This window comes from Streptomyces sp. NPDC002057 (assembly GCF_040296665.1).
In the GTDB taxonomy this organism is placed as follows: Bacteria; Actinomycetota; Actinomycetes; order Streptomycetales; family Streptomycetaceae; genus Streptomyces.
The window spans coordinates 109,099-132,107 of sequence record NZ_JBEOXR010000008.1; the positions used below are offsets into that span (position 1 = coordinate 109,099).

Annotated in this window: 21 protein-coding genes; 9 read left to right on the plus strand and 12 right to left on the minus strand. The window is 73.1% G+C overall.

Features of this window, described 5'->3' with window-relative positions; translation table 11 throughout:
* Positions 1–50: 50 nt before the first annotated feature.
* Both ABT129_RS09615 and glnA2 read right to left on the minus strand, forming a co-directional pair.
* The gene (locus ABT129_RS09615; RefSeq protein ID WP_351898762.1) at positions 51–1,340 is read right to left on the minus strand and encodes a hypothetical protein; all 1,290 of its coding nucleotides are present in this window, start codon (positions 1,338–1,340) and stop codon (positions 51–53) included.
* Positions 1,341–1,663: 323 nt separating this feature from the next.
* A complete protein-coding gene (glnA2, locus tag ABT129_RS09620) occupies positions 1,664–3,025 on the minus strand; it encodes a gamma-glutamylpolyamine synthetase GlnA2 (RefSeq protein ID WP_093876415.1) in 1,362 nt (453 codons plus the stop codon).
* A 304-nt stretch (positions 3,026–3,329) separates the two neighbouring features.
* Between glnA2 and ABT129_RS09625 the strand changes: the two genes are divergently transcribed.
* The 4 genes from ABT129_RS09625 (at position 3,330) to ABT129_RS09640 (ending at position 5,722) form a co-directional block, all read left to right on the plus strand.
* Positions 3,330–3,728, plus strand: a complete 399-nt coding sequence (locus ABT129_RS09625; RefSeq protein ID WP_351898765.1) for a hypothetical protein — start codon at positions 3,330–3,332, stop codon at positions 3,726–3,728.
* A 73-nt stretch (positions 3,729–3,801) separates the two neighbouring features.
* Positions 3,802–4,449 (plus strand): thioredoxin-like domain-containing protein, encoded by a 648-nt coding sequence (locus ABT129_RS09630; protein WP_351898767.1) that lies wholly within the window; start codon positions 3,802–3,804, stop codon positions 4,447–4,449.
* Between the two features lie 113 nt (positions 4,450–4,562).
* A complete protein-coding gene (locus ABT129_RS09635) occupies positions 4,563–5,147 on the plus strand; it encodes a DUF305 domain-containing protein (protein WP_351898972.1) in 585 nt (194 codons plus the stop codon).
* A gap of 155 nt (positions 5,148–5,302) precedes the next feature.
* Positions 5,303–5,722, plus strand: coding sequence for a CBS domain-containing protein (locus ABT129_RS09640; protein WP_351898769.1), 420 nt, complete (start codon positions 5,303–5,305; stop codon positions 5,720–5,722).
* Here ABT129_RS09640 and ABT129_RS09645 read toward each other — a convergent pair.
* Genes ABT129_RS09645 through ABT129_RS09655 form a run of 3 tightly spaced genes read right to left on the minus strand, consistent with a single transcriptional unit; the run spans position 5,707 to position 7,470 of the window.
* Positions 5,707–6,531: an alpha/beta fold hydrolase gene (locus ABT129_RS09645; protein WP_351898772.1), complete on the minus strand. Its 825-nt coding sequence runs from the start codon at positions 6,529–6,531 to the stop codon at positions 5,707–5,709. The genes ABT129_RS09640 and ABT129_RS09645 overlap by 16 nt on opposite strands.
* Positions 6,528–7,265, minus strand: coding sequence for a DUF998 domain-containing protein (locus tag ABT129_RS09650; protein WP_351898774.1), 738 nt, complete (start codon positions 7,263–7,265; stop codon positions 6,528–6,530). The genes ABT129_RS09645 and ABT129_RS09650 overlap by 4 nt, the downstream gene beginning before the upstream one ends.
* A gap of 13 nt (positions 7,266–7,278) precedes the next feature.
* A complete protein-coding gene (locus ABT129_RS09655) occupies positions 7,279–7,470 on the minus strand; it encodes a hypothetical protein (RefSeq protein WP_351898776.1) in 192 nt (63 codons plus the stop codon).
* 159 nt (positions 7,471–7,629) lie between these two features.
* Between ABT129_RS09655 and ABT129_RS09660 the strand changes: the two genes are divergently transcribed.
* Entirely contained in the window at positions 7,630–9,390 is a 1,761-nt protein-coding gene (locus tag ABT129_RS09660; protein ID WP_351898779.1) for an NAD+ synthase, read from the plus strand.
* Here ABT129_RS09660 and ABT129_RS09665 read toward each other — a convergent pair.
* The 4 genes from ABT129_RS09665 to ABT129_RS09680 form a co-directional block, all read right to left on the minus strand.
* Positions 9,356–10,603: an MFS transporter gene (locus ABT129_RS09665; RefSeq protein WP_351898780.1), complete on the minus strand. Its 1,248-nt coding sequence runs from the start codon at positions 10,601–10,603 to the stop codon at positions 9,356–9,358. The genes ABT129_RS09660 and ABT129_RS09665 overlap by 35 nt on opposite strands.
* Before the next feature lie 218 nt (positions 10,604–10,821).
* A complete protein-coding gene (locus ABT129_RS09670) occupies positions 10,822–11,844 on the minus strand; it encodes an endonuclease/exonuclease/phosphatase family protein (protein WP_351898975.1) in 1,023 nt (340 codons plus the stop codon).
* A 289-nt stretch (positions 11,845–12,133) separates the two neighbouring features.
* Complete coding sequence (locus ABT129_RS09675) at positions 12,134–12,772, minus strand: TetR/AcrR family transcriptional regulator (protein WP_502981697.1); 639 nt, start codon at positions 12,770–12,772, stop codon at positions 12,134–12,136.
* Between the two features lie 25 nt (positions 12,773–12,797).
* Positions 12,798–14,456, minus strand: a complete 1,659-nt coding sequence (locus ABT129_RS09680; RefSeq protein ID WP_351898783.1) for an MFS transporter — start codon at positions 14,454–14,456, stop codon at positions 12,798–12,800.
* Positions 14,457–14,673: 217 nt separating this feature from the next.
* On the opposite strand from ABT129_RS09680, the gene panB reads away from it, so the two are divergent.
* From panB to ABT129_RS09695, 3 genes are all read left to right on the plus strand, one after another.
* Positions 14,674–15,537, plus strand: a complete 864-nt coding sequence (gene panB, locus ABT129_RS09685) for a 3-methyl-2-oxobutanoate hydroxymethyltransferase (RefSeq protein WP_351898785.1) — start codon at positions 14,674–14,676, stop codon at positions 15,535–15,537.
* Positions 15,538–15,669: 132 nt separating this feature from the next.
* On the plus strand, positions 15,670–16,662 hold the full coding sequence (locus ABT129_RS09690) for an ATP-binding cassette domain-containing protein (RefSeq protein WP_351898787.1): 993 nt from the start codon (positions 15,670–15,672) through the stop codon (positions 16,660–16,662).
* Positions 16,659–17,513: an ABC transporter permease gene (locus ABT129_RS09695; protein ID WP_351898790.1), complete on the plus strand. Its 855-nt coding sequence runs from the start codon at positions 16,659–16,661 to the stop codon at positions 17,511–17,513. Before ABT129_RS09690 ends, ABT129_RS09695 begins: the two co-directional genes overlap by 4 nt.
* 25 nt (positions 17,514–17,538) lie before the next feature.
* Here ABT129_RS09695 and ABT129_RS09700 read toward each other — a convergent pair whose 3' ends face one another.
* Positions 17,539–20,952: an AfsR/SARP family transcriptional regulator gene (locus ABT129_RS09700; RefSeq protein ID WP_351898791.1), complete on the minus strand. Its 3,414-nt coding sequence runs from the start codon at positions 20,950–20,952 to the stop codon at positions 17,539–17,541.
* A gap of 110 nt (positions 20,953–21,062) precedes the next feature.
* On the opposite strand from ABT129_RS09700, the gene ABT129_RS09705 reads away from it, so the two are divergent.
* Positions 21,063–21,857, plus strand: coding sequence for a site-2 protease family protein (locus ABT129_RS09705; protein WP_351898794.1), 795 nt, complete (start codon positions 21,063–21,065; stop codon positions 21,855–21,857).
* 53 nt (positions 21,858–21,910) lie between these two features.
* Here ABT129_RS09705 and ABT129_RS09710 read toward each other — a convergent pair whose 3' ends face one another.
* On the minus strand, positions 21,911–22,093 hold the full coding sequence (locus tag ABT129_RS09710) for a hypothetical protein (protein WP_351898796.1): 183 nt from the start codon (positions 22,091–22,093) through the stop codon (positions 21,911–21,913).
* A gap of 90 nt (positions 22,094–22,183) precedes the next feature.
* Entirely contained in the window at positions 22,184–22,921 is a 738-nt protein-coding gene (npdG, locus tag ABT129_RS09715) for an NADPH-dependent F420 reductase (RefSeq protein ID WP_351898799.1), read from the minus strand.
* Between the last annotated feature and the right edge of the window lie 88 nt (positions 22,922–23,009).

Sequence of the window (23,009 nt, forward strand, 5' to 3'; positions counted from 1 at the left end):
ACCGTTCGCGTGATGTGTCCTGGGGTCCCCGGGAGTTCCCGTCGGATCGCTCAGAGGACGAGGTCGTAGATGTCCCAGCCCCAGCCGATCTTGCTGCGGGTTGTCGGAACGTGACCGGATCCGGACCGCTTGCCCTGGTAGGCGTACAGGTCGCCTCCGGGGGTGCGGGCCAGCAGGTTGAGTCCGTTCCAGCGGCCGAGGTCCTCGGTGCCGGCGAGCGTGTTGTAGACGTTCCAGCCGCCGCCGACCTTCACCCGCGCGTCGAACGGCCCGCTCGGCGGGTAGTCGTGGGAGCTGTGGGTGTACTTCCACAGGACGCCGGCTGCGTCACGGGCGACCAGGCCGTCGGCGTATCCACTGATCTTCGTGTAGGCGTTCCAGCCGCCCCCGACGCGCTGGCGCGACAGGAAACTGCCGTCGAAGCCGCCGACGTACTCCCACAGGACGCCGTCCTTGTCGCGGGCGACCAGAATCCTGCCATAGCCGTAGCTGTCGCGGGCGATCTCCGTGTACTTGTTCCAGCCGCCGCCGACACGGACGCGGGGCTTGAAGGGGGCGTCCGGATCGCCGGAGCCCTGGTAGTACCAGAGGACGCCGTCCTTGTCGCGAGCGACCAGATCGCCCCAGCCTGCCGCGGTGATGTTGCCGAACGGCACGATCGCGGTGTACACACCCCAGCCGCCGCCGACGCGTTCGCGCGCCGTCAACTTGCCGTCGGCCGATCCGGTCGCCTCGTATCGCCACAGGACGCCGTTCTTGTCGCGGGCGTGGACGGCACCGCGCAGGCCCGCCTCGGGGGTGCCGAGGACGGCGTCGACGCCGGCAGCGCCCTTCGAGACCACCTTCCCCTGGGCGTCCTTCAGCGTCACCGACAGGTCGAACGAACCGAACCAGCTGTCTCGTGAAGAGAGGTCGAACGTCACCGCGTAGTCCAGGGTGCCCCTGGCCTCGACGGCGGGGAGGTCGACGGCTATCGGCTCCCTCTCGTAGTCATCGTTCACGTACCACGAGAGGGGCACCGGAGCGGCCCCGTCCACCGAGGCGGTCGTGTCCATCCTCGCCGCGACACGATCCGGGGTGGTGCCGGCGCCGGGCCACTCGGAGATCGGCTTGCCGAATCCGAGCGTCGCCGTCACCGGACCGGTCACCCCGGCCGGCAGGGAGACGCGGAAACGGACGGTCCCCGGACCCTCCTCGCCGGCCCATACCTGCGTCCGGCCTCCGTCCTGGACCACGGTGCCGGGCTCCACGGCGGCCTCCGCCCGGTTCACCGCCGGCGCGGCCACGGCCGCCGCTCCCCCGAGCGTCACCGGTGCGATACCGGCGGCGAAGGTCGTCACCAGAACCAAGCCTGCACGCGCACGCGCCACGGAGTCCCCCTGCTTTCAGCTCATTGACGTGAGGAAGCGGTCTCCCGCCGCTCCTCGGACACCTCTATGACATCCGGGGTGCTCCCAGGGTTGTACGTGTCGTTCTCCCTGATTCCGAAGCGGTCGTCACAGCGCACGTAGCGCTCTCGTCCGGGCCGGCGTCATTCCGGAGCCCAAGTCCCCGTCCGACGGCCCGGAGACGGCCCAGGCCGAGTGACACGACTCAGGGCCGACGGTTCACCACCGTCGGCCCTGATCGTCGGTTTCCGGGCTCTGCCCGCTCCGACCCGCGCCTACAGCACCGGCAGGTTCTTCCGCAGTTCGAAGGCGGTGACCTCGGAGCGGTACTCCTCCCACTCCTGCTTCTTGTTGCGGAGGAAGAAGTCGAAGACGTGCTCGCCGAGGGTCTCCGCGACCAGTTCGCTCTTCTCCATCAGGGCGATCGCCTCGCCCAGGTTCTGCGGGAGCGGTTCGATGCCCATCGCCCGGCGCTCCGAGTCGGAGAGGGCCCACACGTCGTCGTCGGCGCCGGCCGGGAGTTCGTAGCCCTCCTCGATGCCCTTGAGGCCGGCGGCGAGGAGGACCGCGTACGTCAGGTACGGGTTGGCGCCCGAGTCGATGGAGCGGACCTCGACGCGGGAGGAGCCCGTCTTGCCCGGCTTGTACATGGGGACGCGGATGAGGGCGGAGCGGTTGTTGTGGCCCCAGCAGATGTACGAGGGGGCCTCGCCGCCCGAGCCGGCCGTGCGGGACGAACCGCCCCAGATGCGCTTGTACGAGTTGACCCACTGGTTGGTGACGGCCGAGATCTCGCCCGCGTGCTTCAGCAGGCCCGCGATGAAGGAGCGGCCGACCTTCGAGAGCTGGTACTCCGCGCCCGACTCGTAGAACGCGTTCCGGTCTCCCTCGAAGAGCGACAGGTGGGTGTGCATGCCCGAGCCCGGGTAGTCCGAGAACGGCTTCGGCATGAAGGTGGCCTGCACACCCTGTTCGAGCGCGACCTGCTTCATGACCAGGCGGAAGGTCATGATGTTGTCGGCCGTGGAGAGCGCGTCGGCGTAGCGGAGGTCGATCTCCTGCTGGCCCGGCGCGCCCTCGTGGTGGCTGAACTCCACCGAGATGCCCATCGATTCGAGCATGGTGATCGCCTGGCGGCGGAAGTCCATGCCGACGTTCTGCGGCGTGTGGTCGAAGTAGCCCGAGTTGTCCGCCGGGGTCGGACGGGTGCCGTCGAGCGGCTTGTCCTTCAGGAGGAAGAACTCGATCTCGGGGTGCGTGTAGAAGGTGAAGCCCAGGTCCGAGGTCTTGGCCAGGGCCCGCTTCAGGACGTAGCGCGGGTCCGCGAAGGACGGCGACCCGTCGGGCATCAGGATGTCGCAGAACATCCGCGCCGTGCCCGGGGCCTCGGCGCGCCACGGCAGGATCTGGAAGGTGCCCGGATCCGGCTTGGCGATCATGTCGGACTCGTATACACGGGCGAAGCCCTCGATCGCGGAGCCGTCGAACCCGATGCCCTCGTCGAAGGCCTGCTCAAGCTCGGCGGGCGCCACGGCCACCGACTTGAGGAAGCCGAGCACGTCGGTGAACCACAGACGTACGAAGCGGATGTCGCGCTCCTCGAGCGTACGGAGCACGAATTCCTGCTGCTTGTCCATTTCCACACCCATCCTCGCTGGTCAGGCCGCCTGCTCCCACCGCCTCGGGCAACATCGGGGGGCACCTGAGCATCCCACCACATGGTTTCGCGCACGTTGCACACCCATACTGCCCGCTCGGGTGTGACGCAGGTAACGGGGGAAGGGGCGCGTCCGGGTTCCGGTTCGCGCGCGTTCGCCCCCGCGACGCCCGCCTTTCGGTACCGAGTGGTACCCCGTTCGGCCCACAGGTGGCCCGCGCACACTACGATCTGCGCCCATGGGGGCCCCACGGCTCGTACGTCCGTCCCGGCACGCGCGTCCCATGGCACTGGTGAGTGCCGTGGCGACGCTCCTTGCCGCGCTCTTCTTCTGTCTGGGCGCCGGACCCGAGGGCCATCACGAGGCGGCCGAGCCCCGGCCGGACGCCCGGGCGGCCACCACCGCCCCGGCCACCCCGGCGGCCACCACCCCCTCGGTGACCGGCTCCGTCGCCGCCGGATCCCCCGCCGTCGAGTACGTCTGCCCGTACGACCGCGGCGGATGCTCCCTCTTCCCCTCGCTCTCCCCGGCGGTGCTCAGCGCGCCCCCGCTCGACCCGCCGCTGCACGCGGCGGACGGCCTGCCGCGCCTCGACCCGCCGTCCGGTGACGACCCGGTGCGCCGTCCCGGTGCCCGGCCGCGCGCGCCGGACCTGCACGTCCTTCAAGTTCTTCGGACATAGCGGCGGCGGGCGCCCCGCCCCCGCACGTCCCACCGCGAACTCCACCCCACCCCTGAAGAAGGACGACATCACCATGGCCGCCAACCGCTCCTCCAACGCCGACCGCCGCGCCCGAATAGAGGAGATGCGCCGCGCCGAGCAGGCCCGCGAGCGCCGCAACCGCCTCCTCACCATCGGTGTCTCCACCGTCGTCGTCCTGGGGCTCGTCGGCTTCGGCAGCTTCGTGCTGATGAAGAAGTCCGACGAGCAGGACAAGAAGGACGCCGCCGCGAAGGCCCCCATCACCGCCGAGAAGACCTGGGACGCCGAGAAGCTCGGCCGCAACCACGTCGAGACGGCCGTGAAGTACGAGATGAAGCCGCCGGTCGGCGGCGACCACCACCCGGTCTGGATGAACTGCGACGGCGTGGTCTACAAGAAGGCCGTCTCCGAGGTGAACGCCGTGCACTCCCTGGAGCACGGGGCCGTCTGGGTGACGTACAACAAGAAGGCCGCCGCCGACGACGTGAAGAAGCTGGAAGAGAAGGTCGGCAAGACGAAGTACACGCTGATGAGCCCCGTGGACGACCAGGCCGGCGCCATCATGCTCTCCGCCTGGGGCAAGCAGGTCACCGTGGACAGCGCGAGCGACCCCCGGATCGACGCCTTCTTCACCAAGTACGTCCAGGGCCCGCAGACCCCCGAGCCCGGCGCCGCCTGCTCCGGCGGAATCGGCCAGTGAGCCGGGGCAGCGGCGGCCGGGGCGACGGGGACGTCGGGGACGACGTCCCGGCGGCCCCGTCCCGGCGGCCGAACCGGACGCAGTGGGCGGCGGTCACCGCCGTCGCGCTCGCCCTGCTCTTCGCCGGGGGCGCGGTGACCGTCGCCTCCGCCGAGCGCGAGGAGGCACCGCGTACGCCCGTCTCCCTCTCCGCGGACGCGGGCTTCGCCCGGGACATGTCCGTGCACCACCAGCAGGCCGTCGAGATGTCGTTCATCGTCCGGGACCGCACCCGGGACGAGGCGGTGCGCCGTCTCGCGTACGACATCGCCAACACCCAGGCCAACCAGCGGGGCATGATGCTCGGCTGGCTCGACCTGTGGGGACTGCCCAAGGTCGAGTCCGGCGTCGAGCCGATGACCTGGATGGGGATGGGCGGCTCCGGCGACACCGGCCCGCTCGACGGCGCCCTCATGCCCGGCATGGCGACGAACGCGCAGATGGACGCGTTGCGCGCGGCGAGCGGCCGCGAGGCCGAGATCCTGTACCTGAAGCTCATGACCGAGCACCACAGGGGCGGGGTCCACATGGCCGAGGGCTGTGTCCAGAGGTGCTCGGTGGACGTCGAGCGCGGTCTCGCGCAGGGCATGGTCGACGCGCAGAAGTCCGAGATGCTCCTGATGGCGGACATGCTGAGGAAGCGCGGCGTCACCGCCTGAGCGACCTGGGCGGGCCCGGCTCGGCCCCCGTGACCCTCCGCGGTCGCGGGGGCCTCGCCGTACGCCGACAAGTCGCGGCGCCGGGGTGGGCCGCCGACAATGGATGGGGCTCGGGGACCCACGCGTGACCGCGTCCGACGAAAGGTACGCACCCCATGACCACGGCGAAGGACATCATGCACCCCGGGGCCCGGTGGATCCCGGCACACGAGACGCTCGACCGCGCCGCGCAGCTGATGCGCGACATGAACGTGGGCGCGCTGCCCATCGCCGACGAGAACGAACGGCTCTGCGGCATCCTCACGGACCGCGACATCGTGGTCGGCTGCGTGGCGATGGGCCACGACCCCGCCAGGATCACCTGTGGCGAGATGGCCAAGGGCACCCCGCGCTGGGTCGAGTCGGGCGCCGACGTCGGCGCCGTCCTGGAGGAGATGCAGAGTCACCAGATCCGGCGTCTCCCCGTCATCGAGGACAAGCGGCTCATCGGCATGATCAGCGAGGCGGATCTGGCCCAGCACCTGTCGGACGAGCAGATGCAGGCGTTCTGCGCGAGCGTCTACGCCGCTTCCTGACCCGCGCGCAGCACCGCGCGGGCCACCGCGTCCGGGCGGTCCAGCATGACCAGATGGCCCGACGGCACGGCCGCCTCGTAGAAGGCGCCGAGCCGCCGGGCCAGCGCGCGTTGGCGCCGCTCCCAGCGCGCGGAGCCGTCGGGGGCGGCGAGGACGGTGACCGGCAGGTCCGGCCGGAGCGGGTGCGTGGCGCGCAGGCCGAGGAGTTCGGCGGCGACGGCTCCGTAGCGGGCGTTCTCCAGGAGGGCGCCGCGCAGTACGCGTGAGGTCCGGTAGACGCGGCGGACGAGGGCGGCGGGTGCCGGGTCGCGGCGGACGGCCGCGCGCCGGACCGCGGGTCCCAGGGCGGCCGGGACGCCGGCCGCGGAGAGGACGGCGGCGGCGGCGCGGGCGGTCCCCGAGTACGTGCGCGCGGGGGTACGGGGGTGCTCCTCCACCGAGGAGTCGACGAGCACCAGGGCGGCGGTCCGGTCGGGGTGGAGCCGGGCGAAGGCCTCGGCGTGGAAGCCGGCGATCGAGTGCCCGACGACGGTGACGGGTCCGGCGGGTCCGGCGGGCCGGGGGAGCGCGTCGAGGAGGGCGGCGATCCGGTGGGCCTCGCCGGCGGCGGTGGTCGGGGCGACGGCGGGTTCGGAGAGGCCGTGCCCCGGGCGGTCGAAGCGGACGACCGTGCGGTGCGGTGCGAGGAGCGGCACGACCGGCTCCCAGTCGAACCAGCTCAGGCCGAGGCCCGCGCTCAGGACGCAGACCGGGCCCGACCCCTCGACGACGACGTGGTGGGCCACGCCCCCGATCCGTACGAAGGTCATCGTTCCTCCTCGGCGGTGGCGAGGGAGTACGCGAGGACCGCGAGCCACACCGCCACCAGGAGCACCTGGAGCCGCTGGCCCGCGCCGAGCGCCCAGATGCCCTTCCCGGCCTCGAAGGCGGCGACGGCGGCGAGGGTCCAGACGGTGGCCGCGAGCTCCAGGGCGACGAGGACGGGTCCGATACGGGCGAGGGGCCGGCGGCCGTGGCGGCGGGCCGCCACGGTGAGGGCGACCAGGGCGACGAGGGCGCCGGTCATGGCGAGACCGGAGCTGACGGCATGCGCCGTATGGGTGGCGGGCACGAGGCCGGCGGTCTCGCGCGCGGCGCACTCGGGGTCGACGGTCGGGGCGCAGCTGAGCGGGAGGCGCGAGTCGACGGCGGTGGCGGCCCCGAAGACGGCGAGCGCGATCCATCCCACGATCGCCCAGGGCTCGCGGGGGCCCCGCGCCGCTCCCGCCCCCTCGGCCCCTCCCCCGCTCGCGCGGCGGCCGGTCCCGTGGCGGCCCGTCCCCACCAGGCCCGTGACCGCCCCCGCGAGGACCAGTACGCCCGCCACCAGGTCCGTGGCGCGGAAGAGGCCGCCCAGCGGCTGGTCGGCCGCGGCGAGTTCGGAGACGTACGTCCGGACCGGGTCGAGCCCGGTCTCGACGAGGACTTCGAGGACCCACGCCGTGTACGCGAGCGCGCCGAGGGCCAGCAGGGCGGCGGAGGCGCGCGTCACGTTTCCCGGCATGGTGGGAGTGACGCTACGGCGTGCCGGCGGGTTGCCGGTGGTCGGGGTGGATCCAGCCGGGTTTGCGGTACGTGAGGAGTGCGGCCGGGACGGCGGGGCCGACGTCCCCTCGGCGATGAACGGCGTCTCCTGGCCGGTCCCGAAAGGTCGACGCGTCGACCCCGGCGCTCCGTTCCGACTCCGCCGGATCGTCAGTGGTCGTCATGCGGCCATGATCAGCGGGGCGGGACCGCCCCGCACGTCGGGCGGGGCCGGGGCGGCGGCCCCGCGCCGGGCGCCCGACCCGGCCCCGTACGGCGCTCCCCGGCCCGACTCGGAGCCGAATCCCAGGACATAGCGTCGGTCTGACGATTACACTGGGCGGGTGCCTCAACTACGCCTCGCCCTGAATCAGATCGACTCGACCGTCGGAGACATCGCCGGGAACGCCGAGGCGATCGTGCACTGGACCCGGCACGCCGCCGGACAGGGCGCGCATCTCGTCGCGTTCCCCGAGATGGCGCTGACCGGATACCCCGTCGAGGACCTCGCGCTGCGCTCCTCCTTCGTCGAGGCGTCCCGGGACGCCCTGCGCGGTCTGGCCCGCCGGCTCGTGGCCGAGGGCTGCGGGGAGGTGCCGGTCGTCGTCGGCTATCTGGACCGTTCCGAGCGGCCGGAGCCCGGGCTCGGCCGGCCCGCCGGTTCGCCCGAGAACGCCGCCGCCGTCCTGTACCGCGGCGAGGTCGTGCTGCGCTTCGCCAAGCACCACCTCCCCAACTACGGCGTCTTCGACGAGTACCGCTACTTCGTGCAGGGCGACACCCTGCCGGTCGTCCGGGTCCACGGGGTCGACGTGGCCCTGGCGATCTGCGAGGACCTGTGGCAGGAGGGCGGCCGGGTCCCGGCGGCGCGCAGCGCGCGGGCCGGGCTGCTCCTGTCGGTCAACGCCTCGCCCTACGAGCGGGACAAGGACGACACCCGCCTCGACCTGGTCCGCAAGCGGGCCCAGGAGGCGGGATGCGTCACCGCGTACCTGGCGATGACGGGCGGTCAGGACGAGCTGGTCTTCGACGGCGACTCGATCGTGGTGGACGCGGCCGGCGAGGTGATCGCCCGCGCCCCGCAGTTCGTCGAGGGCAGCGTGCTGCTCGACCTGGAGCTGCCGGCGGCCGATGCCGACGCCCCCGAGGGCGTCGTCGACGACGGGCTGCGGATCGACCGCGTGGTGCTCTCGGCGGAGCCGCTGCCGCCGTACGAGCCGGAGCTGACGGGCGGGTACGCGCACCGGCTCGACGACGACGAGGAGGTGTACTCGGCGCTCGTCATCGGGGTCCGCGCGTATGTCGCGAAGAACGGTTTCCGCTCGGTGCTCGTCGGTCTCTCCGGCGGCATCGACTCGGCGCTCGTCGCCGCCATCGCCTGCGACGCGCTCGGCGCGGACCAGGTGTACGGGGTGTCGATGCCCTCGAAGTACTCCTCCGACCACTCGCGCGGCGACGCGGCCGAGCTGGCCCGCCGCACCGGGCTGCACTACCGCACGGTGTCGATCGAGCCGATGTTCGACGCCTACATGGGCTCCCTGGGGCTCACCGGCCTCGCCGAGGAGAACCTCCAGTCGCGGCTGCGCGGCACCACGCTGATGGCGCTCTCCAACCAGGAGGGCCACCTCGTCCTCGCACCGGGCAACAAGTCCGAGCTGGCGGTCGGGTACTCGACGCTGTACGGCGACTCCGTCGGCGGCTTCGGGCCCATCAAGGACGTGTACAAGTCGACCGTGTTCCGTCTCGCGCGCTGGCGGAACCGGGCGGCCGAGGAGCGGGGGCAGCTCCCGCCGATCCCGGAGAGCTCGATCACCAAGCCGCCCAGCGCCGAGCTGCGCCCCGGCCAGGTCGACACCGACTCGCTGCCGGACTACGAGGTCCTGGACGCGATCCTCGCCCTGTACGTGGACCAGGACCGGGGCCGGGACGCGATCGTGGCCGCCGGGTTCGACGAGGAGCTGGTCACACGGACGCTGCGGATGGTGGACACGGCGGAGTACAAGCGGCGCCAGTACCCGCCGGGCACCAAGATCTCGGCGAAGGGCTTCGGCAAGGACCGGCGCCTGCCGATCACGAACCGCTGGCGGGAGTCCCCGGCCGGCTGACGGCCGGTCCGGCCGCCTCCGCCCCGAGGGGGCTTCCCGCGACCACGCGGGAGGCCCCCTCCCCCGTACCTCCGTCGCGGTCGAGCAGACCGGCCACGGCCGCGATCGCCAGGCCGACCGCGGTGAGGCCGGCGCCGACGAGGGCCGGCGAGGTCCACCCCCAGCCGGCGGCGACGGCGGCGCCGCCCGCCCAGGCGCCGCCCGCGTTGGCGAGGTTGAAGGCGGAGTGGTTGGAGGCGGAGGCGAGCGTGGGGGCGTCCTTGGCCTTGTTCATGACCAGCATCTGGAGCGGGGTGGTGGTCATGAAGCCGACCGCGCCCAGCACCACCACCGTGACCAGGGCCAGCCAGGGCACGTGGACGGTGAAGCGGAAGGCGACCAGGGCGAGGACGAGGGCGGCGAGCGAGCCGTACAGGGTCGGCCGGAGCGCCCGGTCGGTCAGCGGGCCGGCGGCGAGCGCGCCGCCGGTCATCCCGAGGCCGAAGAGGGCGAGGACGATCGTGACGGTGGAGTCGCCGAAGCCCATCACCTCGGTCGTCATCGAGGCGAGGTAGGAGTAGACGGCGAAGACGCCGGCGAAGCCGAAGACCGCGGTGAGCAGGCCGAGGAGCACCTGCGGGCGGCGCAGCGCGCGCACCTCGTGGGCGAGCCCCTGCCGCTCGCCGGAGGGGATCCGCGGGACGAGGCGGGCGAGCGCGGCCATGGCGACCAGGCCGATCACGGAGACGACGAGGAAGGTGGCCCGCCAGCCGAGGTGCTGGCCGAGCAGGGTCGCGCCCGGTACGCCGAGGATGTTGGCGACGGTGAGGCCGAGGAACATCGTGGCCACCGCACGGGCCTGCCGGTCCTCGCGGACGAGGCGGGCGGCGACGACCGCGCCGAGGCCGAAGAACGCGCCGTGCGGGAGTCCGGCGAGGACCCGGCCGGCGATCAGCCAGCCGAAGCCGGGGGCGAGCGCGGAGGCGAGGTTGCCGACGGTGAAGAGGGCCATGAGCAGGAGCAGCATCCGCTTGCGCGGGATGCGGGAGCCCAGGGCGGTGAGGAGCGGGGCGCCGACGACGACCCCGATCGCGTACGCCGAGACGAGGTACCCGGCGGTGGGGACGGAGGTGCCGAGGTCGTCGGCGACCTGCGGGAGCAGGCCCATCATCACGAATTCGGTGGTGCCGATGCCGAAGGCGGAGACGGCGAGCGCGAGCAGCGCCAGGGGCATGGGGAGGGCCTTTCCAGAAGATAGTTCTTCGACGGAACAAAGGCTCTCAGATGTTTTCTTCCCGACGGCTTCCGGGGGATGAAGGGGAGGTTTCGGACCGGAGCCCGCGCGACGGGGGCTGTGCGGTTCTACCGGGGCCGTGCGCCCGGAGCCGCGCGACGGGGGCCCCGCGGGTTCGCCGGGCCCGCGTGGTGCCTCCGGCAGGCCCGGTCCGGCCGTCAGAGCTGGACGCGGGCCGCGATCGGGAGGTGGTCGCTCTGCGTCTCCGGGAGCGCCCAGGACGACATGGGCTCGACGCCCTTGACCATGATCTGGTCGATCCGGGCCATCGGGAACGAGGCCGGCCAGCTGAAGCCGAAGCCGTCGCCGGCCGCGCCCTGGGTGGAGCGGAGCTGCGAGGTGACGGCGTTGAGCGCGCGGTCGTTCATGGTGCCGTTGAGGTCGCCGAGGAGGACGACCCGCTCGTGCCGGTCGGCGGAGATGGCCTCGCCGAGGGCGTTCGCGCTGATGTCGCGCTGGTTGGCGGTGAAGCCGGCGTTGAGCTTGACCCGCACGGACGGCAGGTGGGCGACGTACACGGCGACCTCGCCCTTCGGCGTGACGACGTTGGCCCGCATCGCGCGGGTCCAGCCCATCCGGATGTCGACGGGCTGCGCGGCGCGCAGGGGCAGCTTGCTCCACAGCCCGACCGTGCCCTGGACGGAGTGGTACGGGTACTCCTCCGCCAGGCCCTCCTCGTACGCCGGGACCACGTCGCCCTTCAGCTCCTCCAGGGCCAGGACGTCGGCACCGGACGCGGCGAGCTGGCGGGCCGTGCCCGCGGGGTCCGGGTTGTCGGCGTTCACGTTGTGGGTGGCGACGGTCAGGTCGCCGCCCGCGGCCGACTTGTCGGCGACGAGCCCGCCGAAGAGGTTCAGCCACACCACGGCCGGCAACAGCAGGGCGATCAGCGCGGTGGCGGAGCGCCGGACCAGGGCGAGGACGAGCAGGAGCGGCACGAAGAGGCCGAGCCAGGGCAGGAAGGTCTCGGTCAGGCTGCCCAGGTTGCCGATCCGGTTGGGGATGTCGGAGTGGAAGACCATAAGCAGGGTGAGGGCCACCGCGCACAGGGCGAGGACGATGCCCCGGCGCCAGATCCCGCGGTCCCGGCGGAGCCGGTCGAGGGCGGCCCCGAAGCGGGATCCGGAGCGGTCGTTCCCGGAGCGGTCGTCCTCCGGGCCGTCGTACTCGGTCTCCGTCATGTCCACCCGCGCCATCGCACTGTCCTCACTGCTGCCTTGCTGCCTTGCTCCGTGACCCGACGTCGACACTAGGCGATGAGGGGTCCGCCGTACTCCCCCAGGGACGACACGGCACGCGTGGCGGGTTCCGGTGGGGGGACCCGCTGTGACAGAACGCGCACATTCGTGCGGGTCGGCCCGGGTACGGGGCGGGGCGGGCGCGGGGGCGGAGTGCGGCTCGCTCCGGGCCGGCGGCCGGGGTACGGGCCCGGTGCGGGCGGCGAGCGGCGCGGACGGCCGCCGGGACGGGTCAGGTGCGGGGGCGCAGGCCCTCCAGGACGGCGTCGACCACCCGCTCGGCGAGACCGGGCTCCAGGGTCGCGCCGGGGCGGATCACGGTGCGCAGCAGCAGGGGGCCGGTGAGGAGGTCGTTGACGAACTCGACGTCGAGGTCGTCGCGCAGCTCCCCCTGCTCCATCCCGCGCCGCACCGCGTCCAGGCCGAGGCGGCGGCGCGGCTCGATGACGGTGTGGTGGTAGGCGTCCCACAGCTTGGGATACGCCTGCATCTGCGCGAACACGTTGTGGAGCAGGGCGGAGCTCCGCTTGGCGAGTCCGCGCTCCCTGAGGGCCTCCAGGAGCGCGACGAGGTCCGCCCGGGCCGAGGTGCCGGGCAGGACCGGGTCCGGGGGCTCCACCGAGCGCAGGAGGTCGACGAAGAGCTCCTCCTTGCCGGCCCAGCGGCGGTAGATGGTGGCCTTGCCGACCCCGGCGGTGCGGGCGATCCGCTCGATGGACAGCTCGGCCAGCGGAACGCCCTCGTCGAGGAGGCCGACGACCGCGTCGAAGACGGCCTGCTCGACCCCTTCGCTCCGCGGCCGCCCCCGCCGGGCCCCGGGACGCGGCGGGTCGTCGTGGGGCTCCGGGGTTCCGCCGTCCTGCAGCGACACGTGCGCTCCGCCTCTCGTCCGGGTACTAGCGTCGGGCCGATTCTCCCGCCTCCGCGCCGGAGCCGGGTACGGAGGTCCGCGGGGACTCGCCCTCCGGGCCGCCGCCGGGCGGCGTCTGGGCGGGACCGGCCGGTGTCCGGCCGGGCAGGAAGGCGGCGACGACGGCCGCGCCGACCAGGGCGATGACCGCCGAGGCGACGGCCGTGAGGTGCATGGCGCTCAGGAAGGCGTCGTACGCGGGGGCCACCAGGTCCCGGCCCGCAGGGCCCAGCTTCTCCGCGACCGCGAGCGTGGCCTCGACGGACTCGCCCGCCGTGTCGCGCAGCGCGGCGGGCACCCCGCCGAGGTGGCCCTCGATCTCCCCGCGGTAGGCGGAGGAGAGCACCGAGCCGAGGACGGCCACGCCGAGCGCGCCGCCGACCTGCCGGAAGGTGTTGTTGATCGCCGAGCCGGAGCCCGCCTTCTCGCGGGGCAGCGCCTGCATGATCGCGACCGTGACCGGCGGCATGATGTGCGCCATTCCGGCGCCCTGGAGGAAGAAGACGACCTCCATGACCCAGATCGGGGTGGCGGCGTCGAAGAAGGCGAAGGCGGCCAGGCCGAGGGCGACGAGGAGCATGCCGGCGGTGCAGACGGCCTTGGCGCCGAAGCGTTCGACGACGAGCCGCGCCCGGGGCGCGAACACCATCTGCGCGACGGCCAGCGGCAGGATGAGCAGCCCGGACTGCAGGGCGCTGTAGCCGCGGACGCTCTGCAGGTAGAAGGCGGAGAAGAAGGTCACGCCCATGAGCGCGAAGAAGACGAGGGCGATGGCGGCGACGGCCGCGGAGAACGCGGGCCGCTTGAAGTAGGTCATGTCGATCGCCGGGTGGTCGCTGCGCCGCTCGTGGAGGACGAAGAGGACGAGGACCGCGAGGCCGCCGAGGGCCGGGGCGAGGACGGTGGGGTCGGTGAAGTCGGCCAGCTCGCCGCCGCGGATGATCCCGTACACGAGGAGGACGAGGCCGACGACGGAGAGCAGGACGCCCGGGACGTCGACGCGGCCCGGCTCGGGGTCACGGGAGTCGGGAACGAGCCACATCATCAGGGCGAGGGCGAGGAGCACGACCGGCACGTTGACGAGGAAGATCGATCCCCACCAGAAGTGTTCGAGCAGGATGCCGCCGGTGATCGGGCCGATCGCGATGGCGAGGCCGACGCTGCCGGCCCAGATGCCGATGGCCTTGGGCTGCTCGTCGCGCTCGAAGACGTTCATGAGGACGGCGAGGGTCGCGGGCATGACGAAGGCCGCGCCGAGGCCCATGACGGCCCGGTAGGCGATCAGCTCGCCCGGGGAGCCGGAGAAGGCGGCGAGGGCGGAGCCGATGCCGAAGACGACGATGCCGAAGAGGAGCACCTTCTTGCGGCCGAGCCGGTCGCCGAGGAGGCCGGAGGTGAAGAGGAGCCCGGCGAAGACCAGCGTGTAGGAGTTGATCGCCCACTCCAGCTGGCTCTGGGTGGCGCCGATGCCGGTGGGGGCGGGGGTCGCGATCGTCCTGACGGCGACGTTGAGGATCGAGTTGTCGAGGACGACGATCAGCAGGCTGAGCATGAGGACGCCGAGCACGGCCCAGCGTCGCCGGTGGACGGCCTCGGGTATGCGGGGGCCGGTGGGTGCGGCGGGCGGGGAGGACGGCTGTGACATGGCCACCACCCTAGAGCAATTTCGATACGGGTCCGTCTCGTATCGAAAAAACCTGACCGAGCCTTTACGTTGCGGGCACGTGAACGCGCCAACCGCCGCGCCGGTGTGAACAGCGCCACTCCGGCCCACTTCCCCGCCCGCCCGGCGAAGTGCCACCATGGATGTGGTCCGGGGACGCCGTCAGGGCGCCTCGAGATGACACAAGGAGCCGTTGACCATGACGCTTCAGGCTGCCCGCAATCCGTCCGCCGACAGCAGCAAGGCGCTGTACGGCGGCAAGGGAACACGCCGCATCACCGTCCACGACATCGCCGCCGCCAAGACCCGCGGCGAGAAGTGGCCCATGCTCACCGCCTACGACGCGATGACCGCCTCCGTCTTCGACGAGGCCGGCATCCCGGTCATCCTCGTCGGCGACTCGATGGGCAACTGTCACCTCGGCTACGAGACCACCGTGCCCGTCACGATGGACGAGATGACGCTGCTCTCCGCCGCCGTCGTCCGGGGCACGAAGCGCGCCCTCGTCGTCGGGGACCTCCCCTTCGGCTCGTACCAGGAGGGGCCCGTCCAGGCCCTGCGCAACGCCACCCGGCTGGTCAAGGACGCGGGCGTCGGGGCGATCAAGCTGGAGGGCGGCGAGCGCTCGCTGCCGCAGACCGAGCTGCTCGTCCAGGCCGGCATCCCCGTCATGTCCCACCTGGGCCTCACCCCGCAGTCCGTGAACACCATGGGCTACCGGGTGCAGGGCCGCTCCGACGAGGCCGCGCACAAGCTGCTCCGCGACGCCAAGGCGGCGCAGGACGCGGGCGCGTTCGCGGTCGTCCTGGAGCTCGTACCGGCCGAGCTGGCCGCCGAGGTGACCCGCTCGCTGCACATCCCGACCATCGGGATCGGCGCGGGCGCCGACACCGACGCCCAGGTCCTCGTCTGGACCGACATGGCCGGGCTGACCGGCGGCAAGGTCCCGCGCTTCACCAAGCAGTACGCCAACCTCCGCGAGACGCTCGGCGACGCCGCGCGCGCCTTCGCCGAGGACGTCGGCGGCGGGGTGTTCCCCGCCGAGGAGCACTCCTTCCACTAGTCCCGGCGGCGCCCGGAGCGCGCCTCCCACCAGCCACCGCGGCACCACCCGACAGCCCGCCGACATCCCCCATCGGCGGGCTGTCGGTCATCTGTCGGGGGATTGTCGGTGGTGGCTGGTCTAGTAGGGGCCATGACGCGATCACACACCAACGCCGTCGAGGTCCGGGGCCTCGTGAAGCACTTCGGCGACACCAAGGCCCTCGACGGGGTCGACCTGGACGTGCGGGAGGGCACCGTCCTCGGCGTGCTCGGCCCGAACGGCGCCGGGAAGACCACCCTCGTCCGCTGCCTCTCCACCCTCCTCGTCCCGGACGCCGGCACCGCCGTCGTCGCCGGGTACGACGTGGTGAGGCACCCCCGCCAGCTGCGCCGCACCATAGGGCTCACCGGGCAGTACGCCTCGGTCGACGAGAAGCTCTCCGGCTGGGAGAACCTCTACATGATCGGGCGGCTCCTCGACCTCTCCCGTGCCGACGCCCGCCGCCGGGCCGACGAGATGCTGGAGCGGTTCTCCCTCACCGAGGCCGCCAAGCGGCCCGCGATGAACTACTCCGGCGGCATGCGGCGCCGCCTCGACCTCGCCGCCTCGATGATCGGGCAGCCGGCCGTCCTCTACCTGGACGAGCCGACCACCGGTCTCGACCCGCGCACCCGCAACGAGGTGTGGGACGAGGTCCAGCGGATGGTCTCCGAGGGCGTCACCGTCCTCCTCACCACCCAGTACATGGAGGAGGCGGAGCAGCTCGCCAGCGAGCTGACCGTCATCGACCGGGGCAAGGTCATCGCCAAGGGCGGGGTCGACGAGCTCAAGGCCAAGGTCGGCGGCCGGACCCTCAAGGTCCGCCCGGTCGACCCGGACCAGCTGACGGCGATGGCCGCCGCGCTCCGCGAGACCGGTCTGGACGGCGTCGCCGGCTCGACCGTGGTGCCCGACGAGGGCGCGCTGTACGTGCCGATCCTCACCGACCAGCAGCTGACCGCCGTCGTGGCGCTGTTCGGCGCGCGCGGTTTCGGCATCGCCCACATCGGCACCCATCTGCCCAGCCTGGACGAGGTGTTCCTGGCGATCACCGGCGAGAAGACCGCCGATTCCGACGAGATCAACGAGGAGGTCGCCGCGTGAGCACGACCACGGTCACCAAGTCCCCCGTCGGAGCTCCGCGTACGGCTCCGGCGCGGCCGGCGCCCACCGCAGAGGGCCGGATCGGCCTGCGGGCCAACCTGCGCCACATCGGGGCCCTGGCCCGGCGCAACGCGCTGCAGATCAAGCAGGACCCGGAGTCGATGTTCGACGCCGTCCTGATGCCGATCATCTTCATCCTGCTCTTCGTGTACGTCTTCGGCGGCGCCATCGCCGGCAAGGGCAACAACGAGGTCTACGTCAACTACGTGACCCCGGGCCTGATGGCGATGATGGGCATGAACATCGCCATGGCCGTCGGTGTGGGCATCAACGACGACTTCAAGAAGGGGGTCATGGACCGGTTCCGGACGATGCCGATCGCCCGGTCCTCCGTCCTGATCGCGAAGATCGTCGTCGAGGTCGGCCGGATGCTGATCGCCACCTCGATCCTGCTCGGCATGGGCTTCCTGCTCGGCCTGGAGATCCACACCTCGTTCTTCCACCTGCTCGCCGCGATCGGCCTGTCGATGGTCTTCGGAGCGTCGCTGATGTGGATCTTCATCCTGCTCGGCCTCACCCTGAAGACCGCCCAGGCCGTCCAGGGCATGGCGATGCTGGTCCTGATGCCGCTGCAGTTCGGCTCCTCGATCTTCGCCCCGCCGACCTCGATGCCCGGCTGGCTGAAGGCCTTCACCGACTACAACCCGCTGTCGAACCTCGCCGACGCCGCCCGGAACCTGATCAACGGCGGCCCGGTCGCCCACTCCGTCTGGATGACCCTCGGCTGGGCGCTCGCGATCACGGTGGTCACGGCGCCGCTCGCGGTGACCAAGTTCCGCAAGAAGACCTGAGTCCGGTACGGGGGAACACGGGGGTTCAGGACTCGGCGCGCTCACTGATCGCGTCGGCGGCGCGACCGAGCAGGGCGGCGGCCTCTTCCAAGGAGAGGCCGTCGCCTTCGGCGTGTGCCGCCGCGAACGCGTCCCCGCCGAGCACGGACCGGGCCAGTTCCGTGGCCCGCTCCAGGTTCTCCCGCTCCATCGGCGGCGCGAGGTGACCCGGCGGCACCAGGCCGTCCCTGGCCCCGAGCAGCACCGCCCCGGTCCGCGCCTCCGGACCGCCGAGCCCGGCCAGCGCCCAGGCGGCGGTGACCAGATGGACCCCGGGCATCTGCGGGGCCACCATCATCGACAGCGACCCGAGGGAGCGCTCGTACGCCTCCGCGGCGCGGGCGAGCGCGGAGCCGTACCGCCCGTCGAGGTCGTCCAGCCAGCCCAGGCTGCCGAGCGTGAACCCCTCGAAGATGGCGAAGGTGTCGGCGCCGAACTCCCCCAGCAGGGCGTTCAGGTGCTCGCGGGCCTCGGCGGTGCGGCCGCTGCGGCCGAGCGCCAGGGCGAGGAACACACGGGCGCCGAGCAGGGGTTCGTGGCCCCACCGGTGGCCGCCGTCCACGATCTCGCGCAGGATCGCCTCGCCCTCGTCCAGCCGCCCGGTCTCGACGAGCGTGCCGGCGTACCGGGCCCGCAGCAGCGCCGTCTGCGACTGGGCGCCGATGCGTTCCGCGTAGCCGATGGCGGCCTCGAAGTCCGCGGCCGCCTCCTCGAAGGCGAGCCGCCGTTCCTGGGCCTCGGCGCGGGAGGAGAGCGCCTCGGCCACGCCCCAGGCGTCCCCGAGCCGGAGGAAGAGCTCCAGGCTCTCGTCGGCGTCGGCGATCGCCTCGACGGCCCGGTCGCCCCGGTTGGCGAACATGTTGGCCCGCATCTGGAGGGCGCTGGCGAGCTCCCAGTCGTAGCCGTAGCGGCGGCAGGCGCCGATGGTCGTGTCGAGGAGTTCACGGAGCCGGCCGGGCTCGCCGATGAGGAGGACCGCGAAGACGGCGAGGGAGCCGGGCAGCCGGCAGGACTGCGGCAGGCCGGGGTCGTAGACGGCGGTCATCTGGCGGAGCCGCTCCACGCCCTCGGGGCTGGTCCAGCGGCTGGTCTCGTGCTCCATGTTGATCAGTTCGACCAGCCGCACCCCGCGCCGGGCCTCCCAGCGCAGGTCCTCGGAGAGCGGAGGCGGCGCGGCCGTGCACGGCTCGTCCAGGGGTACGACGGGGGCGGCGGGCGGCGCGAACGGGTCGGGTCCGAGGGCCGCGGCGGCCCGGGCCCAGTGCAGCGCGTCGGAGCGCAGGTCGCGCATCTGCCAGTACCAGAGCAGGGAGTGGACGAGGACGAGGGCCTCGTCCTCGTCGCGGCCGTCGACGGCCCGGCGCAGGGCGGTGCGGAGGTTGCCGTACTCGACGCCGAAGCGGGCGATGGCGGCGACCTGGCCGGCTCCGCGCAGCTCGGGATCGGTACGGCGGGCCAGCTCCCGGTAGTACGTGAGGTGGCGGCGCTCGACCGCCGCCCGCTCCCCGGCCTCGTCGAGCCGCTCCCCCGCGTACTCCGCGACCGTCTCCAGAAGCCGGAACCGCATCCCCTCGCCGTCCCGGCCGGGCCCCGCCACCACCAGCGACTTGTCGACAAGGGCGCCCAGCACGTCCAGGACGTCCACCGGATCGCCGGCCGCACCGCCCCCGCACCCCGCCCCCGCCGGATCCGCGCGTACCGCTCCCCCCGCCGGATCCGCGCACACCGCCTCCGCCGCCGACAGATCGCAGCCGCCCGTGAAGACCGCCAGCCGCCGCAGCACCGCCCGCTCCGCCCCGTCCAGCAGGTCCCACGACCAGTCCACCACCGCCCGCAGCGTCTGCTGGCGCGGCAGCACCGTCCGCGCGCCCGACGTCAGCAGACGGAACCGGTCGTCCAGACGGTCCGCGATCTGCCGCACCGACAGCAGCCGGAGCCGCGCCGCCGCCAACTCGATCGCCAACGGCAACCCGTCGAGCCGCCGGCACACCTCCTCCGCCGCCTCCGGGTCCTCCTCCACCGCGAACCCCGGCCGCGCCGCCGCGCCCCGCTCCCCGAGCAGCCGCAGCGCCATGTCGACCGGCAGCGGGCCCAGCGGCCGCACCACCTCCCCCGGCACCCCCAACGGCTCCCGGCTCGTCGCGAGGACCCGGAGTCCGGGGCAGCGGGCGAGCAGGGTCTCGGCCAGGTCGGCGGCGGCGGCCACGACGTGCTCGCAGTTGTCGAGGAGCAGCAGCATCCGGCGTCCGGCGCAGTGCTCGACGAGCCGGGCGAGCGGGTCGTTCCCGGCCCGCAGCTCCTCGGCTCCCGCGCCGCGCAGCACGGTCTCGCGGGCGCCGACGGCCGCGAGCACGGCCTCGGGGACGGCCTCCGGGTCGGTGACGGGGGCGAGCTCGGCGACCCAGACCCCGTCCGGCCAGGCCTTCTCCCCGTGCTCGGCGGCCTCCTGCGAGAGACGGGTCTTCCCGGCGCCGCCGGGCCCGAGCAGGGTGACGAGCCGGGCGGCCCCCAGGTCCTCCTGGAGGGCGGCGATCTCCTCGTCGCGGCCGACGAAACTGGTGAGCCGCGCGCGCAGATTGCCGCGGGCGGGGGCGGGCGCCGGGGCGGCGGCGGGCGCGCGGTGCGGCTCGGGCTCCGGCCTCCGCTTCGGCGCGTGCCTCGCTCCCCCGTCCCCCGTCCCCTGGGCCAGCAGCTCCGCGTGCAGGGCCCGCAGGGCCGGGGACGGGTCCGTGCCGAGCCGGTTGGCGAGGGCCCGGCGGACCGACTCGTAGGCGGCGAGGGCCTCGGCCGCCCGGCCGGTGTCCCGCAGGGCCCGGATCCGGAGTGCCTGGAGGGGCTCGTCCAGCGGGTGGGCGGCGCACAGCGCGGTCAGTTCGGGGAGAGCCTCGGGCGCGTCGCCGAGCCCGAGGGCCGCGTCGAGCCTGGCCCGGCGGGCGTCGAGACGGCGTGCCTCCCACCGGGCGGCCTCCGCGTCCCGGTCGGGCAGGTCGGCGAGGGCGGGGCCGCGCCAGAGCCCGAGGGCGCGGTCGAGGAGGGCGGCGGCCCCGGCCGGGTCGCCGGCGCCGAGCGCGGCCACGCCCTCGAAGGCGAGACGTTCGAAGCGGCGGGCGTCCACGTCCTCGGGCCGGGCGTCGAGCCGGTAGCCGCCCTCGGCGGAGATCACCCGGTCCCGGCCGAGGGCCTTGCGGAGGCGTCCGACGAGCGCCTGCAGCGCGGCGACCGCGTCGGCGGGCGGCTCGTCGCCGTGCCAGACCTCGTCGACGAGGTCCGGTACGGGCACGGTCCGGCCCGCCCGCAGGGCGAGGACGGTGAGCAGTGCGCGGACCCGGGGGCCGCCGACGGCCACGTCGGTGCCGTCGGGCGTGCGGGCGAGGGTCGGGCCGAGGACGGAGTAGAGCACGGGCCCATTCTCCGTGAGAGGGTCCCCGACTCCGGAACTCGCCCCGTCCCCCGGTACGTTTCCCGCACGACAGGCCCGTTCTGCTCAGCCGTCCCCTGGGAGCTTCCGCGATGACCACGGCCACCACCCGGCGCCACGAACGGCGGATCAGCCCCGTCTTCCTGGCGATCCTCGCCGTCATGGCCGTCACCGGCTGGGCGGTGTGGACGGACTTCGCCTCCTCGCCCGGCCTCGCGGTCTTCCTCTTCGTGACCTCGGCGTGGGTGGTGTCGCTCTGTCTCCACGAGTACGCGCACGCCCGCACGGCCCTGCACGGCGGGGACATCACGGTGGGCGCGAAGGGCTATCTGACCCTGAACCCGCTCGCGTACACCCACGCCGTCCTCAGCATCGTGCTTCCGGTGCTGTTCGTGATCATGGGCGGGATCGGTCTGCCGGGCGGTGCGGTCTTCATCGAGCAGGGCCGGATCAAGGGCCGCTGGAAGCACAGCCTGATCTCGGCGGCGGGTCCGCTGGCGAACGTGCTGTTCGCGCTGGTCTGCACGGCCCCGTTCTGGCTGGACGCGCTGGACGGCGTACCGCCCGCGTTCCAGTTCGCGCTGGCGTTCCTGGCGTTCCTCCAGGTGACGGCGGCGCTCCTGAACTTCCTGCCGGTGCCGGGGCTCGACGGGTACGGAGTCGTCGAACCCTGGCTGTCGTACAAGGTGAAGCGGCAGATCGAGCCGTACGCGCCGTACGGCTTCTTCGTCGTGATCGCGCTGCTGTTCGTGCCGGCGGTCAACGAGGCCTTCTTCGACGCGATCGACGCGCTGATGCGCTCGCTCGGGGTGCCGGAGCTCACCCGCTACTGCGGCTCGCAGCTCTTCCGCTTCTGGCAGGAGACGCCGGAGTTCTGCCAGGTCTAGGGCCTGATCCGGGGAGCGGGCCCAGGACCTGATCCGGGGGCGGGCCCGGGGCCTCAGCCCTCCGCGGCGGCCTTCTCGACCTTGGCGCGGCGGATGTAGTACCAGGCCATGTTGGAGGAGAGTCCGGCGAGCAGGATCCAGACGACGCCGAGGAAGCTGCCCTGGACGAAGGAGACGACGGCCGCGGTGACGGCCAGGGCGCAGACCACGAGGGCGTAGAGGGCGAGGCGGGGCATGGGGGTCGGCTCCTGTCCGGGTACGGCTGCTGTGCCCGTCCAGTGTCCCCCATGCCCGGAAGCGTCCGGTCTCCGGCTCGGGGGTCGGCCTCAGATGTCGGTGACGCGCAGCCCGGCGTGGGCCTTGTAGCGGCGGTTGACCGAGATCAGGTTGGCGACGAGCGACTCGACCTGGTGGGCGTTGCGCAGCCGGCCGGCGAAGACGCCGCGCATGCCGGGGATGCGCCCGGCGAGGGCCTGGACGAGCTCGACGTCGGCGCGGTCCTCGCCGAGGACCATCACGTCCGTGTCGATCTCCTCCAGGGAGGTGTCCTGGAGGAGGACGGCGGAGAGGTGGTGGAAGGCGGCGGCGACGCGCGAGTCCGGGAGGAGCGCGGCGGCCTGCTCGGCGGCGGAGCCCTCCTCGGGCTTGAGCGCGTAGGCGCCCTTCTTGTCGAAGCCGAGCGGGTTGACGCAGTCCACGACGAGCTTGCCCGCGAGTTCCTCGCGGAGCGACTCCAGGGTCTTGGCGTGGCCGTCCCACGGCACGGCGACGATCACGATGTCGCTGCGCCGGGCGCACTCGGCGTTGTCGGCCCCCTCGACGCCGTGGCCGATCTCCTGGGCGGCCTCCTTGGCGCGGTCGGCGGCGCGAGAGCCGAGGATCACCCGCTGGCCGGCCTTGGCGAGCCGGTAGGCGAGGCCGCGGCCCTGGTCGCCGGTGCCGCCGAGGACGCCGACGACGAGACCGGAGACGTCGGGGAGGTCCCAGGGGTCCTTGGGGGCCGCCTTGGGGGTGGCGGGAGCGGTGGACGCGGCGGGGCCGGTGGAGTCGCTGGAGGAAGTCATGGACCCGACATTACCGACCGGTCGGGGTGCCGGAACCGCTCCCGTACGGGTGGATCCTCGGCAACCGGCCGCGCGCGGGTCCGCTCTG